General features: G+C 59.5%; 15 protein-coding genes. All 15 read left to right on the top strand.

All coding sequences use genetic code 11. The features are described 5' to 3' along the window. Position 1: 1 nt before the first annotated feature. The 15 genes from G5179_RS02515 to G5179_RS02445 all read left to right on the top strand — a co-directional run bounded on the left by G5179_RS02515 (position 2) and on the right by G5179_RS02445 (position 17,876). On the top strand, positions 2-1,222 hold the full coding sequence (locus G5179_RS02515; RefSeq protein WP_005340027.1) for a type II secretion system F family protein: 1,221 nt from the start codon (positions 2-4) through the stop codon (positions 1,220-1,222). Positions 1,223-1,367: 145 nt separating this feature from the next. Then, positions 1,368-1,829, top strand: a complete 462-nt coding sequence (locus G5179_RS02510) for a hypothetical protein (RefSeq protein WP_128834793.1) — start codon at positions 1,368-1,370, stop codon at positions 1,827-1,829. A 77-nt stretch (positions 1,830-1,906) separates the two neighbouring features. Then, a complete protein-coding gene (locus G5179_RS02505) occupies positions 1,907-2,578 on the top strand; it encodes a prepilin-type N-terminal cleavage/methylation domain-containing protein (RefSeq protein WP_106844142.1) in 672 nt (223 codons plus the stop codon). A 14-nt stretch (positions 2,579-2,592) separates the two neighbouring features. Beyond that, the gene (locus tag G5179_RS02500; RefSeq protein ID WP_319920144.1) at positions 2,593-3,024 is read left to right on the top strand and encodes a prepilin-type N-terminal cleavage/methylation domain-containing protein; all 432 of its coding nucleotides are present in this window, start codon (positions 2,593-2,595) and stop codon (positions 3,022-3,024) included. A 58-nt stretch (positions 3,025-3,082) separates the two neighbouring features. Beyond that, entirely contained in the window at positions 3,083-3,571 is a 489-nt protein-coding gene (locus tag G5179_RS02495) for a type II secretion system protein (RefSeq protein WP_128834795.1), read from the top strand. Continuing rightward, entirely contained in the window at positions 3,558-4,118 is a 561-nt protein-coding gene (locus G5179_RS02490) for a prepilin-type N-terminal cleavage/methylation domain-containing protein (RefSeq protein ID WP_106844145.1), read from the top strand. Before G5179_RS02495 ends, G5179_RS02490 begins: the two co-directional genes overlap by 14 nt. Beyond that, entirely contained in the window at positions 4,118-5,047 is a 930-nt protein-coding gene (locus tag G5179_RS02485; RefSeq protein ID WP_421257810.1) for a PilW family protein, read from the top strand. The genes G5179_RS02490 and G5179_RS02485 overlap by 1 nt, the downstream gene beginning before the upstream one ends. A gap of 37 nt (positions 5,048-5,084) precedes the next feature. After that, a complete protein-coding gene (locus tag G5179_RS02480; RefSeq protein WP_216954499.1) occupies positions 5,085-5,510 on the top strand; it encodes an MSHA biogenesis protein MshP in 426 nt (141 codons plus the stop codon). Then, positions 5,507-9,163, top strand: a complete 3,657-nt coding sequence (locus tag G5179_RS02475; RefSeq protein ID WP_421257809.1) for a DUF6701 domain-containing protein — start codon at positions 5,507-5,509, stop codon at positions 9,161-9,163. The genes G5179_RS02480 and G5179_RS02475 overlap by 4 nt, the downstream gene beginning before the upstream one ends. Before the next feature lie 204 nt (positions 9,164-9,367). Beyond that, a complete protein-coding gene (locus G5179_RS02470) occupies positions 9,368-10,408 on the top strand; it encodes a rod shape-determining protein (RefSeq protein WP_005340051.1) in 1,041 nt (346 codons plus the stop codon). A gap of 42 nt (positions 10,409-10,450) precedes the next feature. Beyond that, the gene (mreC, locus tag G5179_RS02465) at positions 10,451-11,344 is read left to right on the top strand and encodes a rod shape-determining protein MreC (protein ID WP_005342907.1); all 894 of its coding nucleotides are present in this window, start codon (positions 10,451-10,453) and stop codon (positions 11,342-11,344) included. Beyond that, positions 11,344-11,829, top strand: a complete 486-nt coding sequence (mreD, locus tag G5179_RS02460; RefSeq protein ID WP_227341518.1) for a rod shape-determining protein MreD — start codon at positions 11,344-11,346, stop codon at positions 11,827-11,829. The genes mreC and mreD overlap by 1 nt, the downstream gene beginning before the upstream one ends. A gap of 2 nt (positions 11,830-11,831) precedes the next feature. Continuing rightward, the gene (locus tag G5179_RS02455) at positions 11,832-12,419 is read left to right on the top strand and encodes a Maf family protein (protein WP_421257808.1); all 588 of its coding nucleotides are present in this window, start codon (positions 11,832-11,834) and stop codon (positions 12,417-12,419) included. Positions 12,420-12,512: 93 nt separating this feature from the next. Continuing rightward, entirely contained in the window at positions 12,513-13,982 is a 1,470-nt protein-coding gene (gene rng / locus G5179_RS02450) for a ribonuclease G (RefSeq protein ID WP_005340056.1), read from the top strand. Continuing rightward, complete coding sequence (locus tag G5179_RS02445; RefSeq protein ID WP_421257807.1) at positions 13,983-17,876, top strand: YhdP family protein; 3,894 nt, start codon at positions 13,983-13,985, stop codon at positions 17,874-17,876. It begins immediately after the preceding gene. The last annotated feature ends 8 nt before the right edge of the window (positions 17,877-17,884 follow it).

Raw genomic sequence — 17,884 nt, 5'->3', positions numbered from 1 at the left:
GATGGCTAACTTTGCTTACAAGGGGCGTGACAGCCAGGGCAACGCCACCAGTGGCGTGGTCGAAGCGGCCAACGAGATGGCGGCCGCCGAGCAGCTGATGCGCCGTGGTGTGATGCCCACCGAGCTCAAACCGGGCAAGGCCAAGTCCGCCGCCATCGACTGGTCACTGTTGCTGGAAGGTGGCGTCAAGCTGGATGAGCTGGTGATCTTCAGCCGCCAGATGTATGCCCTGACCCGGGCCGGGATCCCGATCCTGCGTGCCATCGCCGGGTTGGAGGAGAGTACCCACAGCAAGCCGCTCAAGCGGGCGCTTCACTCGCTGGGGGAAGATCTTGGCAACGGTCGCCCGCTCTCCAGCTCGATGCAGGCGCACCCCAAGGTATTCAGCAGCCTGTTCGTCGCCATCATCCATGTGGGTGAGAACACAGGTCAGCTGGAAGAGTCCTTTTTGCAGCTCGCCAACTATTTCGAGCTGGAGCTGGAGACTCGCAAGCGGATCAAGACCGCGATGCGCTACCCCAGCTTCGTGATGATCGCCATCGGTATCGCCATGGTGATCCTCAATATCATGGTGATCCCGGTGTTTGCCGGCATGTTCGCCAAATTCGGGGTGGAGTTGCCGCTGGCGACCCGCATTCTGCTCGCCACCTCGCACTTTTTTGTCAACTACTGGTGGCTGCTGCTCGCTATTCTGGCGGGGATGGTGTTCGGTTGGCGCCGCTGGGTCGCCACCACCAAGGGCAAGCTGACCTGGCACCGCTGGCAGCTCAAGTTGCCGATCGTCGGCACCATCATAGAGCGCTCCCTGCTGGCCCGTTTTGCCCGCAGTTTTTCCATGATGCTCAAGGCAGGGGTGCCGCTGAACACCGCGCTGACCCTGGTGGCCGATGCGGTGGATAACGCCTATATGGCGGGGCGGGTACGGGATATGCGCGCCGGTATCGAGCGGGGCGAGAGCCTGCTTCGCACCGCCAGCAGCAGCGGCCTGTTCACCCCGCTGGTGATGCAGATGATCGCCGTGGGTGAGGAGACCGGTCAGGTCGATGACCTGCTGCACGAAGCGGCCGAGTATTACGAGCGCGAGGTGGATTATGACCTCAAGAGTCTCACCGCCCGCATCGAGCCGATCCTGATCGGGATCGTGGCAGTAATGGTGTTGATCCTGGCGCTGGGTATCTTCACGCCTATGTGGGACATGATGAGGGCCGTAAGAGGCAAGTAACCCCGTATCTTCACGCCAGAATGGTGGGACATGATGCGAGCGGGATGTGAGTGGTTCGTAGCAAGTAACTCGGCATCTTCACACCTGAGTGGCTGGGCATGATGAGCGTCGTAAGAGGCAATAGGGCGAGGGAGTCGAGGAGTGGATGAACAGACAGACACAACAGGATGATCGCTGGCTGGCCGGATATCGGCGGATCGCCGTGATAATCCTGCTGATGGTGATCGTCACGACCCTGGTGCGCAGCTATCAGATCAACCGGGAGGAGGCGCAACAGCTTTCGCTCACCCTGCTGGGGGAGCAATTTGCGGAGCGGGCACAGCGTTTGCACGGGATCTGGCTGAATGAACGGCGCCCCGACACCCTGCATAGCGCGGGTCATGGTTGGCAATTTGATGAGCGTGGCTGGCCACTCGGACTGTTGCCCCTGCAATCACCATCAGAAAATTGTCGTCAGTTGTGGCTGGCGTTGGTGGGAGAGACGGAGGGGGGCATGCCACCCTTGCAGTTTCTGGCCCGCCCCGATGGCAGCGGGTGCGAGATGGGGTGGGATGGTTATTGGCTGGTTTATCTGTTTTCCGACGGGCGAGTGATTAAAAAGCCTTGAATGAGGCTAATCATATGACCCAACTACATGATTTTTTTAGGTCTGCATGAAATAATATCGGCCATTACCAAGGGAGCATGAAAATGAAACCAATGGCACCATCAATGCCAAATAACGGGATGACAAGAGTGACCGCCGGCTTCTCCCTGATTGAGCTGGTGATCGTTATCGTGATCCTGGGGATCCTGGCGGTAACAGCATTGCCCCGTTTTCTGGATGTAACCGACGAGGCGAAAAAGGCCAGCGTCGAGGGCGTCTCGGGTGGTTTTGCAACAGGAGTGTCGCTAGTGCGGGCCCAGTGGGAAGCGGAAGGGCGCGCCAAACAGGATAGCCTCAATACCGTGCTCTATGACGGCAGCCGCTTCTATCTGACCACGCCGACCGATGCCCAGATCAGCAACGGCGAGTTGTCTCCCGGCTATCCCATGGATACTGCGGCTAGCGGCAATCCGGATGTGGATCCGGCCAATCTGAGCGCAGAGCGTTGTCTCAAGATTTGGGAGGGGTTGCTGCAAAACCCGCCCAAGGCTACGGCCAACTTCAATGAAGTACGCGGTAGCGGCAATGACCTGAAATACTATGCCACTGTGAGCAGTAATGGACTGGATTCGGTCTGTCGTTACTATCTGGTCAATAGTTTGAGTAAGGGCAGCGATGGCAAGTATCAGGATCCGCAAGGCAGTACTGATGCATTCATGAGTTTCAGTTACCGTCCGGCGTCCGGTCAGGTGACTACCAACATCAATTGACAGAGGAAAGTGAAATGAAAAAACAGGCGGGTTTTACCCTGATCGAACTGGTTATCGTGATCATTATTCTGGGTATTCTGGCGGTCACCGCTGCACCCAAGTTCCTGAATCTGCAGGATGATGCGCGTAAAGCAGCTGCTGATGGGGTCAAAGCATCACTACAGAGTGCGGCTCAGATGATTTACAGTAAGGCGGCTATCCAAGGTATTGAAAACTCTTCTGCGGCAGTCTCTGTTGCTGGCACTACCGTCGATGCCAAGTATGGCTATCCGACAGTAGGTACCATTGCAAACGCCGTTACTTTAGATGGGTGGGATGAAGTATCTGCATCCAAAGGGACCTTCAAGCCCAAGGCGGCTGGCAATAACGCTAATTGCCAAGTTAAATACAATGAGGCCACTTCAGCCGCTGCATTCAGTGTTGATGTGACAGGTTGTAGCAACTGATTGAATTATCAAGCGAGGCTTTGGCCTCGCTTTCTTCTTTCCCCCTATGAGAAAAACCATGCCTGCAACCAAGGGCTTTACCCTGATTGAACTGGTTGTGGTGATCCTGTTACTCGGGATTCTCGCCGCCTTTGTCGTGCCCAAATGGCTGGGCAAAGGCGGCGTTGAAACTCAAACTGTGCGTGATGAACTGCTGACCCGTCTGCGGTTGGTACAGACCGTCAATATGCATGAGCCTGCCAACCGCTGTACCCTGCTGGTGGTCGCCTCTCCCCGTTTTGCCCACCGTACTTATGCGGCGTGTCCCGCCAGCGATGATCTGGGCAGTGGTTGGACCGATAACCTGCGCACCCGTGGTCGGCTGGTGACCGCCTCTGACGGAATCACGCTTTCCCTGAACAGCAACAGAAGCTTCGTACTCCGCTTCGATCAGATGGGCAGACCGCTAGGCAGCTGTGCCAACGGCTGTACCTTGCTGGTGAGTGATGGTCGCGAAACCAGCCGCATCCAGATTGAGTCTGAGGGGTATATCCATGAGATCCCTTAAGCGCGGCTTTACCCTGATTGAGCTGATCGTTGGCATCGTGCTGCTGGCGGTGGCCTTGACCGGCATTTTGGGGTTGCTTATCAATCAGGCGCCGCAGGCGGTAGACCCGGTGCAGCAGGTACGCGCCGCCCAGCTGGCCCAGCGCCTCTCCGGCGAGATCCTGCAAAAGTCGTTTGATGAACATTCGGATCATAATGGTGGCCGTTATCGTTGTGGCGAGCAGGTGGCGGGGGTGAACATAGCTCCCTGCTCCGGCAGTTATGGCCCCGATGGTGAGCCGGCTCCCTACGCCTATAACGATGTGGATGACTTCGATACTGCGGGAAACTGGCGGGATGCCAGCTGGTTTACCCAGACGGCGGCGGGGATCAGCGGCGAGGAGTATCGCAACTATCAGGTCAGGATTGCGGTCAGCGCCGTCGATTTTAGCGATGGCACCTTCAAGAGTTGTACCGCACCCTGTTCTGTGGGCAAGCGGATTGATCTGCAGATCAAGCTGCCGGATGAGAGCGTACTCGACTTCTCCTTCTACCGGGGGAACTACTGATGAATCGTTCCGCTGTCGGGGGTTGCCTGCCTGTCCGAAAGTCCGCTCCTGTAACCACTTCCGGCTTCCGATTATGTCTGGCGGCTAGTCGAACTTACCGTAAACCTGGGGGTAACAGTGGCTTTACCCTGGTCGAGCTGGTGATGGTGATCCTGCTGCTGGGCATCATGGCGACATTTACCAGCCAGTTTATCGGCATCGGCAGCCAGATCTATGGTGATGCCAGCAGTCGTGAACAGTTGATGAGCGATGCCCGTTTCGCCATGGAGCGGCTTAACCGCGAACTGCGCGATGCGGTGCCAGGATCGGAGCGGATCGAGACGCTTGATGGTACCTGGGTTGACTCGGGGGCTTGCCTGCGGTTCTGGCCTATCAGCACCTCCAGCCGCTATCTGGCACTTAACCGTGCCATGTCGGGGAGCACGGCTACCCTTGAGCTGGTGATGGCGACTCCGGCTTCTGCTGCCAGCCCGTCGAGTGCAGATCCGTTAGCCGTCGGCAAAGGTGACTGGATGATCGTTTTCCCGGTACCTGACCCAAGTGCAGGGTCGCTGCTGAGCAATTGTGAATATGGCCGCTGTGTGGCCAGGGTTGCTGATGTGCTGGCGCCCGTCTCCGGCGCACAAACGATCCGCTATACCAATAGCGAGAGTCTGGCTGGCCTCTCTCCCGGTAGCCGTGTCTACTTTGCCAATCAACAGGTACGTTATTGCGTTGATGGGGGCACCCTCACTCGTGCCAGTGCCGCAATCGGTGCTCCTTTACCTGCGCAAGGCGTGCTGATGGCAGAGTCGCTCCGCGCTGGCGGTTTCTATCGGGAAACATCGGCATTCAACGCGGAAGGGGAGTTTGGCATGCGGTTCTTGTTCGAACGCAAGGGGGAGTCGGTCACCTTCAGCCACAAGATCGAGGTGTTCAATGTCCCGTGATGCACTCCCGGCAGGACGGATGCGTGGTAGCGCCCTGATGATCGCCCTGTTTGTGATCGTGGTGATGGCGCTGCTGGCGGCCGCCATGGGCCGTTTTCTGGTCGACAGTAGCGAGAAAAATACCGTGGAGGTACGCAGTGTGCGTGCTCTGCTGGCCGCCCAGAGCGGGCTGGAGATTGCTCTGTATCAGCTGTTTCCGAACCGGCCTGCTGCGCCATCTCCCCAGGATCGTTGTGACTGGATCAGCCCGACCCCCTCGTTCACCGGCGTTACCGGTCTGGTGCAGTGCCAAGTTGCTGTGCGTTGCACTCAGGTTCCGGTGACCTATAACGGTGCCGTGACTAATGGCTATCGTCTCGAGAGTGTCGGAACCTGTGGTTCCTCTGAACTGGATAGTGCGAGTCCCGATTTTGCCGTGAGCAGAACTCTGATGCTTGAAGCGTATGACGGAGGCGGACAATGAAATGGGTATGGGCGCTTGCCCTCTTTACTGGCCATGTCTGGGCCTTCGACCCTATCGACACAGGCACGCTCTTTCCGGATGTGGTGCAAGGGCATCATGGCAACAACAATAACGTTTGCCATCAGATTAGCGGCTACCAGCTTAGCCAACTCAACAACGCCAAGATCAACGGTTCCGGCGGTTTGCCTCTCAACTTCTGCTCCATCCAGCCGGATCAGAACAATACGCCGCGCTGCGATGATGGTACTGGCGGCTACATGGTTTGTAGCGTTACTGGCAAAGATATCCGCGGGCTGTCCCTGAGCGGGAATAATGCTTTTCCCGCCATCACCTCCAATTCGACCCAGCTCTGTTCGTTCGGTGCGCAAACGGCTTCCAGTACCTCTTATGGTGCGATGACGGTAGAAAACTGCACTATGACGTTCCCCAGCCGCAGCACCTACCTGATCAAGACGCTGACAGTGCGCAACAACGCGATCCTGGTGCTGGGGGAGGGGGATTACTTCATCGACAAGCTGATTCTGGACAGCGGTACCATCCGTCTCTCAGGCAGTGGCACCACCCGGATTTTCGTCAATCAGGATGTCAAGCTGGTCAATACGGTCAATATCAATGCCAATAATCAGGGCAGTCTCATCTGGGTTAACTATAACGACATGGTGATCGACAACCGCACCACGTTTTATGGTTATCTCTATGCCGATGGGAAGCTCACCATGAACAATAATGCCACCGTCTATGGCAGGGTGACGGCCCGCTATCTGGCCATGGATGCCCAGTCCAGCATCAATGAAGCGGTACTTCCGCCGATGCTGACCTGTTTTGTCGACGGTTTCGAAAGCAGCCAGATCAACCCCGACAGTTGGGTCGTGGCTCAGCGCAACAACAGCACATTGCCATCGGTGCAGAATGGTCGCCTGCGTCTCACCCAGAACGTCACCAACCAGGCCACGTCGGCCACTTTCCAGCGCCTCTTCCCCGGGGCTGGTAACCTGGTGACGGTCGAGTTCGATCAATACGCCTACAAGACTTCCGGCACAAGCGGGGCGGATGGCATGGCGGTGGTGCTCTCGGATGCCACCCTGACGCCACAACCAGGTGCGTTTGGTGGCCCCCTAGGATACGGTTTCAAGACCGGGATCAGTGGTTTTGCGGGCGGCTGGCTTGGTGTCGGGATCGACGAATACGGCAACTACGCCAATGAGGGGGGGTCTTATAATATCGGCTCCCGACCGCAGGCCGTATCTATTCGCGGATCCGGCTCCGGTACCTCCGGTTACCGCTACCTGGCCGGAACCGCCAGCAATCTCAACCCGACCGTCGACAGCGGTACCAACAGCAATCGCCCCCACCGCTATCGCATTACGGTCGACTCTCGCACGGCGGGCAACTCGGTGGCCACCGTCGAACGGGATAGCGGTGACGGGTTTCGTACGCTCGTTGGTCCAATCAACATGACGAGCCAGACCGGCCAAGCGACAGTACCGGGCAACTTCCTGCTGTCATTGACTGGGTCCACCGGGTCGGTGACCAACTTCCACGAGATCGATAACGTGCGGATCTGTGCGCTGCGTTCCAGTCCAGTGGGCACCCAGATCGATCATTTCGAATTCGACCACAGTGGCAATGCGCTGACCTGCAACCCTGAAACCCTGACCATTCGGGCCTGTGCCAATGCCGACTGCAGCCTGTTGGTGACCGAACCCGTGACTGCCACCCTGCAACCCGCAACGAGTACCAGCGGTGGTTGGGTGGGAGGCAATCAAGTGAGCTTCAGCGGAGGAACCACCACGCTGGCGCTGCGACAGAATACCGCCGGTACGGTGACCGTCGGGGTCAGCGGCTCGACGCCCTCGACCAAACCGTTGAGTACCACCCTGTGCCGGGTTGGCGGTGGCGCCAAGAGTGCGGCTGCCTGTGCGCTCACCTTTGCCGACAGCGGATTTATCTTCGACGTGCCCGACACCTACTCGAACCAGCCGCAGACGGTGACCATCAAGGCGGTCAAGAAGAGCGACGTGACCAGGCAGTGCGTGCCGGGGTTTGCCAACCAGAGCAAGAGCGTCAAGTTCTGGGGTAGCTATATCACCCCCACCAGTAACCCCTATAACAGCCAGATGAGCGTCAACAGCAGTACGATTGGTGCCAGTCAGGGGGCGGCAACGCCGCTCTCCCTCTTATTCGATGCGCAGGGGCAGTCGACCATCACGGTTAATTATCCGGATGCGGGCAAGGTGCAACTGGATGCCCGCTATGATGGTACTGGCAGTGAAGCCGGTCTGGTGATGCTAGGCGCGGATCAGTTTGTAGCGCGTCCGGTGGGCTTGTGCATTACCCCTCCGCAAGGGGTATGCGCGGCAGGTGATAGCAGCTGTCCAGTCTTCAAAAAAGCGGGGGAGACGTTTCAGGTAGATATCAAGGCGATAGCCTGGGAGTCGGCTAATGATGGGGATATCTGCGCAGGAAATCAGACTACGCCCAACTTTGTGCTGAGTGGCATTGGCTTGGGTAGCACCTTGGTGGCACCAAGCCCCGGCTCCAATGCCGTATTGGGTACTTCTACTTACAACCACGTGGCAGCGACCAACAGTGTCAATAGCCTTAGCCAGACTGTGAGCGAGGTGGGAGTGTTCCGGATGACGGCGACGCCACCAGCCAATGGCTACTTCAATTACACCATCCCATCAGCCCAGAGCCAGCCGGTGGGGCGTTTTATTCCTGCCGACTTCAATCTGGTCAGCGGTGATATTGTGCCGGCCTGCAATGCGTTCTCCTACATGGGCCAGCCCTTTGGCGTTGCGCTGGATGTGCTGGCTCGTAACACGACGGGTGTACAGACCCTGAATTATACGGGGCCCTTTGCCAAGGGGAGTGCTTTTATCTCGGTTGCCAATAACCAGGATGGTAAATCCCTGTCGAACCGCTTGCGCAGTTTGCAGCCGTTGCCATGGCTAAATGGCCGGGCGACTTTGACTGCCGGTAGCAGCGAGTTTGTGCGCCTCTCTGACACGCAACCGGATGGTCCCTACAACTCTTTGCTGTTTGGCCTTTATATGAGGGATAACGATGGCGACAGAACGCTGATTGCCAGCCCGAATTTCAATGATGCCGTAGTGGGTAACTGCAGTGGCCGCGGTTGTAATGCCCGTTTAATCGACAGTGTGCCAATGAAAGCCTATTTCGGCCGCCTGCAGGCGGGCACGGAGGCAGGCCTGGCCTCGGCGCCGCTGGCCATTCCGCAGCAGATGCAATATTACGAAGCGGGCAACTGGTTGTTGAACAAGGAAGATCAATGTACCCAGCTCTCTTTGGCCAATCAGGGGTTCACTTTCCTCAACCCGAGTCACACCTTTGATGCTGCGACCCGCGAGTTGAATCTGGGGGCGGGTCGCAAAATCAAGCTGGGGTTGGGCAGCTCGGCACCGGGTGGGGACGCTGCACTGGCGCAAGACGGGGAGATCCTGTTCCACTTTGCCAAGCCGGATATCTCGGTACGCATTCCCTACAAGGTCGAATTGGCAAAACAGCCATCATCGCCACTCTGGTTGTCTGACCCAACGAGTGCCAATGACGGCAACCTGCAAGGTGAGGCCATTTTCGGCTCCAGCCGGGGTAATGACAGAATTATTTATCGGCGCGAAGTATTGCACTGAATGATGTGAAAGAGGGAATGGCTCAACAGCATCCCCCTAAATCCTTGTTTATTAGTGTTTGCAAGCGTGTGCGAGTGAGTGATGACTCGCATTTTTGTCGCGCCTGATTGATTGGCGACAGTTTGAGCGCTTGCCCATTGGGGTGGGCATTGGTAAAGTTAGCCGGTTTTCTGCACCTCCAAATTCTTAGGATTTCCCGTAGCCATGTTCAAAAAGCTCAGAGGCGTCTTTTCCAACGATCTGTCGATCGATTTGGGAACTGCCAACACCCTGATCTATGTAAAAGATCAAGGGATCGTCCTTAACGAACCCTCAGTTGTCGCCATTCGCCAAGAGCGCGGGAACGCCAAATCGGTCGCTGCTGTCGGTCATGCCGCCAAGCAGATGCTGGGCCGAACCCCGGGCAACATTTCCGCAATCCGCCCGATGAAAGATGGCGTGATCGCCGATTTCTACGTGACCGAGAAGATGCTGCAGCACTTCATCAAGCAGGTTCACGACAACAACTATTTCCGCCCCAGCCCGCGGGTGCTGGTGTGTGTACCGTGCGGTTCAACCCAGGTTGAGCGTCGCGCCATCAAGGAATCCGCACTGGGTGCCGGTGCCCGCGAGGTCTACCTGATCGACGAGCCTATGGCCGCTGCCATCGGTGCCGGCCTGCCGGTCTCCGAAGCGACCGGTTCCATGGTCGTGGATATCGGTGGTGGTACCACTGAAGTGGCCATCATCTCTCTGAACGGTGTGGTCTACTCCCAGTCAGTCCGTATCGGTGGCGACAAGTTTGACGAAGCCATCATCAGCTACGTCCGTCGCAACTACGGCAGCCTGATCGGTGAAGCGACTGCCGAGCGCATCAAGCACGAGATCGGCTCCGCCTATCCGGGCGAAGAGGTGCGCGAGATCGAAGTCCGTGGCCGCAACCTGGCTGAAGGTGTACCGCGCAGCTTCACTCTCAACTCCAACGAAATTCTGGAAGCGCTGCAAGAGCCGTTGTCCGGTATCGTGGCTGCCGTCATGGTGGCGCTGGAGCAGTCTCCGCCGGAACTGGCTTCCGACATCTCCGAGCGCGGCATGGTGCTGACCGGTGGTGGCGCACTGCTGAAAGATATCGACCGTCTGCTGATGGAAGAGACCGGCATTCCTGTCGTCGTGGCCGAAGATCCCCTCACCTGTGTGGCCCGTGGCGGCGGCAAGGCGCTGGAGCTGATCGATATGCACGGTGGCGATCTGTTCCACTACGAATAAGACCCAAAGCCGGCCAGCGTGCCGGCTCTTTTTTGACGACCCATGAAACCCATTTTTGGTAGAGGCCCTTCGCTTCAGTTACGGTTGTTTCTCGCCGTCATCATCTCCATCGCTGCCATCGTCGCGGATTCCCGCTTCGGTGTGTTTACCCATGTCCGCGTCTACCTTAGTTCGTTAGTCAGTCCCCTGCAATACATGGCCAATGCGCCCGGTACCCTGCTCGACACCATGTCGACCCAGGTGCAGACCCGTGCCGATCTCATCGAGCAGACCAAGCAGCAAGAGCAACAGCTGTTTACCCTGCGCTCTCGCCTGCTCAAGATGGATCATCTGGAGCACGAGAACCAGCGTCTGCGCGAGCTGCTGGGTTCACCGGTGCACAAAGAGTCCCGCAAGATGGTGGCCGAGCTGCTTTCGGTGGATTCCGACCCCTTCAGCCATCAGGTGCTGATCAACAAGGGGGCGCTGGATGGCGTCTATAACGGTCAGGCGGTGATCAACGATCAGGGGGTGATTGGTCAGGTGCTCCACGTGGGCTCCACCACCAGTCGCGTGCTGCTGATCACCGACTCCAGCCACGGTATTCCGGTGCGGGTGCTGCGCAACGACTTGCGCGCCATCGCCTCCGGCAGTGGCGAGCTCGACAAGCTGGAGCTGCGCAACCTGCCGCGCAACACCGATATTCAGGTGGGGGATCTGCTGGTCACCTCGGGTCTGGGTGGCCGTTTCCCGGAAGGTTATCCGGTGGCGACCGTGACCCGATCCGAATATGTGGAGGGCAAGCCCTTCGCCCAGGTCGAGGCCAAGCCGCTGGTAGAGCTGGATCGGCTGCGTTATCTGCTGCTGCTGTGGACCGACAAGAAACCCGAAGTACATGATGATGAGAATGGCGAACGGGTGGCAACGGCTGCCTCCGCCGCTGGAGCCACTCGCTGATGCTGCAACCCGCCAGCGGCAGGATCTGGATCTGGATTTCGATCCTGCTGGCCTTGAGCCTGTCGATCCTGCCGCTTCCTTTCGAATTTGATCCATTCCGTCCGGACTGGTTGGCCATGGTGCTCATTTACTGGGCACTGGCCTTGCCGCACCGGGCCAATGTCGGCACCGCCTGGGTGGCCGGCCTGCTGCTGGATGTGCTGCTTGGCAGCACCCTCGGTGTGCGGGCGATGGCGATGGCCATTACTACCTATCTGGCCGCCTTCCAGTTCCAGAAGATCCGCAACTTTTCCCTCTGGCAACAGGCCCTGATCATCGGTGGGCTGTCGCTGGTGGGCAAGCTGACGGTGTTCTGGGCCGAGCACCTGTTCAGCCGGGCCAGCCTCAACTTCGCCTACTTTTGGTCGATGTTGACGACGATGCTAATATGGCCCTGGGTATTTCTGGTGCTGCGCAAGGTGCGGCGCCGCTTCAATATCAGGTAAATATGAGCAAAAACAACGAACTGCAACTCTATCTCGCCTCGGGTTCTCCCCGTCGTCGCGAACTGCTGACCCAGCTTGGCTACCGTTTTGATGTGCTGAAACTGGATGTACCGGAGCAACGGGAAGAGGGGGAGAAGCCGCAAGATTATGTCTGTCGTCTCGCTCGCGACAAGGCGATGGTGGGTGTGGCGTGTGCGCCGACAGCGTTGCCGGTGCTGGGGGCCGACACCATAGTGGTGCTGGGGGATAGGGTGCTGGAGAAACCGTCCGATCTGCTCGATGCCAAGGATATGCTGGAGGCGCTCTCCGGCAAGGTGCATCAGGTGATGACCGCGGTGGCGCTGGCCAGCAAGGATCGTTGTGACGTGCGTCTGGTCACCACCAACGTGGCGTTTCGCAAGCTGGACGAGGCCGAGATCGAGGCCTACTGGCAGACCGGTGAGCCCTGTGACAAGGCTGGGGCCTACGGCATTCAGGGTATTGCTGGCAAATTCGTCAGCCGTATCGAGGGGAGCTACAGCGCCGTGGTCGGCCTGCCCCTGCTGGAAACGGATCTGCTGATCAAGCATCATCTGGAACAGCTCAGGTAATTTCCCGTCAGCTGTGCTGCTGCGTTCGTCCTTGCGCGCGTTGTACCGGATTGGCTGTATAAGAATTCAAAACTGGAACAGGCAAGGTTACTTATGTCGGTAGAACTGCTGGTTAACGTTACCCCCTCCGAAACCCGGGTCGCTCTGGTCGAAAACGGTCTGCTGCAGGAAGTGCATGTAGAACGTCAGGCCAAACGCGGCATCGTGGGCAATATCTACAAAGGCAAGATCAGCCGGGTACTCCCGGGCATGCAGGCGGCCTTCGTCGATATCGGCATGGACAAGGCGGCCTTTTTGCATGCCTCCGATATCGTCCCCCACACCGAGTGTGTGGCGGTGAAGGAGAAGGAGCAGTTCCAGGTCGGCAACATCGCCGAGCTGGTGCGTCAGGGGCAGGACATCATGGTGCAGGTGGTGAAAGATCCGCTGGGCACCAAGGGGGCCCGTCTCACCACCGACATCACCCTGCCATCCCGCTATCTGGTCTTTATGCCGGGCAGCGCCCACGTCGGTGTCTCCCAACGTATCGAGTCCGAAGCAGAGCGGGAGCGCCTCAAGCGCACCGTGGCCGGTTATGTGGACGAGCTGGGTGGCTACATCATCCGCACCGCTGCCGAAGGAGTGGGGGAGCAGGAGCTGGAGCAGGATGCTGCCTTCCTGAAGCGTCTGTGGCGCAAGATCCTCGAGCGCAAGCAGAAGTATCCCCCCTGCAAGATCCTCTACGAAGATCCCAGTCTGGCATTCCGTGTAGTGCGCGACTTCGTCGGTGCCGAGCTCGACAAGATCCGCGTCGACTCGCGCCAGAGCTTCGATCAGCTCAAGCGCTTCACCGAAGAGTACGTGCCTGAGCTGGCCAGCAAGCTGGAGTACTACCCCGGCGAGTCGCCGATCTTCGATCTCTACGACGTGGAGAACGAGATCCAGCGGGCGCTGGAGCGCAAGGTGGAGCTGAAATCCGGCGGCTACCTCATCATCGACCAGACCGAAGCCATGACCACGGTGGATATCAACACCGGCGCCTTTGTCGGTCATCGCAATCTGGAAGAGACCATCTTCAACACCAACGTCGAGGCGACGGCGGCCATCGCCCGTCATCTGCGCCTGCGCAATCTCGGCGGCATCATCATCATCGACTTCATCGACATGCAGTCGGAAGATCACCGCCGTCGGGTGCTGCACAGCCTGGAGCAGGCGCTCTCAAAGGATCGCGCCAAGACCAACGTCAATGGCTTCTCCCAGCTTGGTCTGGTGGAGATGACCCGCAAGCGCACCCGCGAGAGTCTGGAGCATGTGCTCTGCTCCGAGTGCCCCGAGTGCAAGGGGCGGGGCCGGGTCAAGACGGTGGAGTCGGTCTGCTTCGAGATCCTGCGGGAGATCATTCGGGTCAATCGTGCCTATGATGCGGATCAGTTCACCGTCTACGCAGCCCCGGCCGTGGCCGACTACCTCCATGGCGAGGAGTCCCACAGTCTGGCGGAGCTGGAAGTGTTCATCGGCAAGCAGGTGCGGGTGGTGAGCGAACCCCTCTGCGGGCAGGAGCAGTTCGACGTGGTGATGATGTAATTGGTCTATCGCTGGCTGAGTCGGGGCTGGTTGGCCCTGGGGGTTCTGTTCGTACTGCTGGCCATGCTGGTCACCCTGGTACGGGTCGGAGGCCCTTTGCTGAATCAATACCGGGAGAGTCTGATCCACACTCTGCTGGGTGATTCACAACTCAAGGTCAGCGTGGAGCAAGTGGGGCTGGACTGGACACAGTCCGGGCCCGCCCTCGAACTGCAACAACTCGCCATCGCCCCGGATTCGGGGCGTTTTGCCGTACAGCTCGGCAAAGCCTGGGTGCATCTCGACTTGTGGCGCACCATTAACGAGCTAAAGCCGGTGTTTGGCGAGCTGATCCTGAGCGATGGCGATATCACCATCGACTTGCGCCAACCGGCTGACGAGAGCCCCTCCGGCGATCCCCAGCAGGGCGCCCTGCTGCGCTTTCTGCTGACCCAGCTCTCCACCTTCGATGTGCACAACACCCGCCTCAGCGTCACCACCTCCCTCGGTGATCTGCGCGCCCTCGACATCGCCCAATTGCGCTGGCAGAACCGCGGCAAGCGCCATCAGGGGGTCGGCAAGGCCTATCTCATCAATGGGGTGGGCGAGAGCACCCTCGACCTGATCCTCGATGTTGAAGCACCGGAAGCGCGTCTCGATCGCCTCAAGGGGCAGCTCTATCTTGGTGCCAACCGCCTCGATATCAGCCCCATGCTGGCGCGGATCCACGCTGGCGAGCCGACCATCACCGGCCTGCTCGACTTTCAGCTCTGGAGTGATTTCGCCAACGGTCAGCTGGGCAATACCCTGCTGGCATTCGGATCCAACTACCTGATCTGGAAGGATCCCAAGAACGGGGAGATGCACCGTTTCGGTCTCGATGGCGGCAAGATCCAGCTGCGCCGTGAGGGCACCGACTGGCAACTGGCGAGCCATAACGTCACCTTCAAGCTGGATGGCAAACCCTGGTTGCAGAGCCGCTTGCAACTGGAACGGATCGGGGATCGGGTGCAGGGCTATCTGCCCAGCATAGAGTTCGACAAGATCACCCAGATCAGTCAGCTGGTCTCGGCGCTCTACCCCACACTCTGCGAGACCCTGCGCCAGACCAATCCGCAGGGTTCGGTGCAGGATCTGACGCTGCTGGCCAACGCCGACTGGCAGGATCTCTCCCTCAGTGGCCGCTTCAGCAAGGTGCGTCTCAAGGCCTGGCAGGATATACCCGGGATGCAGGATCTCAACGGCGAGTTCTGGCTTACCCCGACCGGCGGTAGCGCCAGATTGGCGCTGGCGAACGACAAGGTGGATCCCGCCCGTCACTTCAAGATGCCGATCCCGGTCGACAACTTCTCGGCCCGCCTCGACTGGTGGCGTGAGGAACAGGGCTGGGTGCTCTACGGGCAGGATATCGCGCTGGATAACCCGGATCTGACCCTGTCCAGCCGTTTCCGCCTCGATCTGTTCGAGCACCCTTTCCTCGCCCTGACCGGTCGCATCGATGTGAAGAATGCGGGCCATGCGGATCGCTACTTCCCGCTGCAGGCGATGGACAAGGGGCTGGTGGATTACCTGAGCGGCGCCATCAAGGGGGGCAAGGCCAAGGGGGCCGACCTGCTCTGGTATGGGGAGTTTCGGGATTTCCCCTACGACAACGGCAAGGGCATCTTCCAGGTGGCGGTGCCGCTGGAGCAGGCCACCTACGAGTTCTTCCCCGGTTGGCAACCGCTTACCGACCTGCAGATCGATCTCTTGTTCCAGAATGCCGGTCTCGATATGCGCAGCCGATCCACCAAACTCGGCAAGGCGAGCTCCGACTCGGTGCATGCCTGGATCCCGGATCTCTCCCCCGGCGCCCACCTCTATGTGGATGCCAAGGTGCAGGGGGAGGGCAAGGCCATCAGCGACTACCTGCAGGACTCCCCGCTGGGTAGTTCGGTGGGACAGGCGCTGCGGGAGATCGAGATCCGCGGCCCGATGGCCGGTTCGGTCAAGCTCGATATTCCTCTCGATGGCGAGAGCGAGGTCAAGGCGAGCGGCGATGCCACCTTCAGCAACAACAAGGTGCGGGTCGCCAGTCTGGATCTGCCGCTGGAGAAGGTGCAGGGGCGCCTCGAATATGACAACGAGCAGACCCGTTTCAGCAACCTCAAGGCGAGCCTGTGGAACCAGCCGCTGACCCTCGACTATCAGGGGCGCCAGCATCCGGATCACTATCAGGTCGACCTCGATTTCAAGGGGCAATGGGATAGCCGCCGCCAGCCCGCCGCCATCTCTTCATTCGGCATTCTCAACGGCCGCAGCAACTGGGGCGGCAAGCTCGGGTTGACCCTGCCCGACAGCAAGCCGCTGCGCTTCCAGCTGGCGCTTGACTCCAACCTGCAGGGGATGGGACTGGATCTGCCGCTGCCGCTGGCCAAGAGCAGTGCCAGCCGGCTGCCGCTCAAGGTGATCGCCCGTGGCCGGGATGGCAGCGCCGACATTCGCGCCGTACTGGGGGCTGATGTGGATATGCAGACCCGACTGGTCTACGGCGAAGGGGTGCCTTATCTCAGCCGAGTTCGGGTCGATGTGGGCCAGCCGGGCGCCCGGGTGCTGCGTGATGCCCCCATGCTGCTCGCCATCAACCAACAGGAGGCCGATGTGGGCGGCTGGCTGGCACGACTCAAGCAGTGGCTGCCGGCGCAGAACCAGACCGGCAATGCGGTGGTTGGCCCTGCCTTCCTGCCGCAGGAGTGGTGGGTGGATGGACAGCTGGCTCGCGCCTATATCGGCAGTGCCACCCTCAAGGCGGCGCGTTTCACCGTGGGGCCGACCAATCAGGCGACCGAGGTGATGATCGACAGTCCCGACGTGATGGGGGTGATCCGCCTGCCTGCAGTGGCCAATCGCCCGGTGGATGCAAAGTTTGCCCGCATCTACTGGTCCGGCAAGAGTTCGGATCTCAGCCCGGATCCCGATGCCAAACAGGACAACGCCATCATGGCATCCATCCCCTGGTTGAAGGTGAGTTGTGTCGATTGCCGCTTTGGCGCATTGCCGCTCGGTGAAGTGAAAGGGGAACTGGTGCCCGGCGCCAACAAGGTGACACTCAAGGGGCTGGATGTGCGGCTGGCAGGTAGTCAGCTCACCGGCCGCGTCGACTGGCTGGCCGATGGCAACCGGATGCAGACCCGTGCCCGTGGCAAGCTGACCAGCAACAACAGCGAGCTGCTGCTCAAGCGGCTCGGCTACACCTCGCCCATCGGCGATGCTCCCGGCTCCCTCGCTTTTGATCTGAACTGGCAGGATGTGCCCTATCGCCCGAGCCTGCCGACTCTGGGGGGAAGTGCCAACTATCAGCTGGAGGGTGGCACCCTGCGGGAGGTCAACGACAAGGGGGCGCGGCTGCTCTCTCTGCTCAGCCTCGATTCCCTGCTGCGCAAACTGCGGCTCGATTTTCGCGATGTGTTCGACAAGGGCTTCTACTTCGAATCCATGTCCGCCTCTGCCACCATCAAGCAGGGGCTGGTCAGCAACGATGATTTCTATATGAAGGGGGCGGCAGGCAACCTGCGCGGCGAGGGGATCGCCGATCTGGTGCGCTGGCGGCTCGACTACGAGCTGAGCTTCTCCCCCAATCTGGGGGGCACCCTGCCGGTGGTGGCGGCCTTCTCCATCACGCCGGTCACGGGTCTCTATGTGCTGGCCCTCTCCAAACTGCTGGAGCCGGTGGTGGATGTGGTGACCCGCATCGATTTTCGCATCTCGGGCCCGCTCGACGCACCCAAGCTGATCGAGGCGGGGCGCGATCGCGCGCGCATCAAGCTCAACCAGCAGCAGAAAGAGGCGGTTGACGCCGTTGCTCCCAGCCTGCCGACCCAAGAGGTGACCCCTTTCCTGCTGAGCCCCAAACATGCGGGGCCCGCTCAGCGCTGAACGAGCGG

This window comes from Aeromonas sp. 600886, from assembly GCF_049174935.1.
Classification (GTDB): Bacteria; Pseudomonadota; Gammaproteobacteria; order Enterobacterales; family Aeromonadaceae; genus Aeromonas; species Aeromonas veronii_A.
The sequence above is the reverse complement of the archived record's forward strand: the minus strand, read 5'-3'. Positions and strand labels throughout refer to the sequence as shown.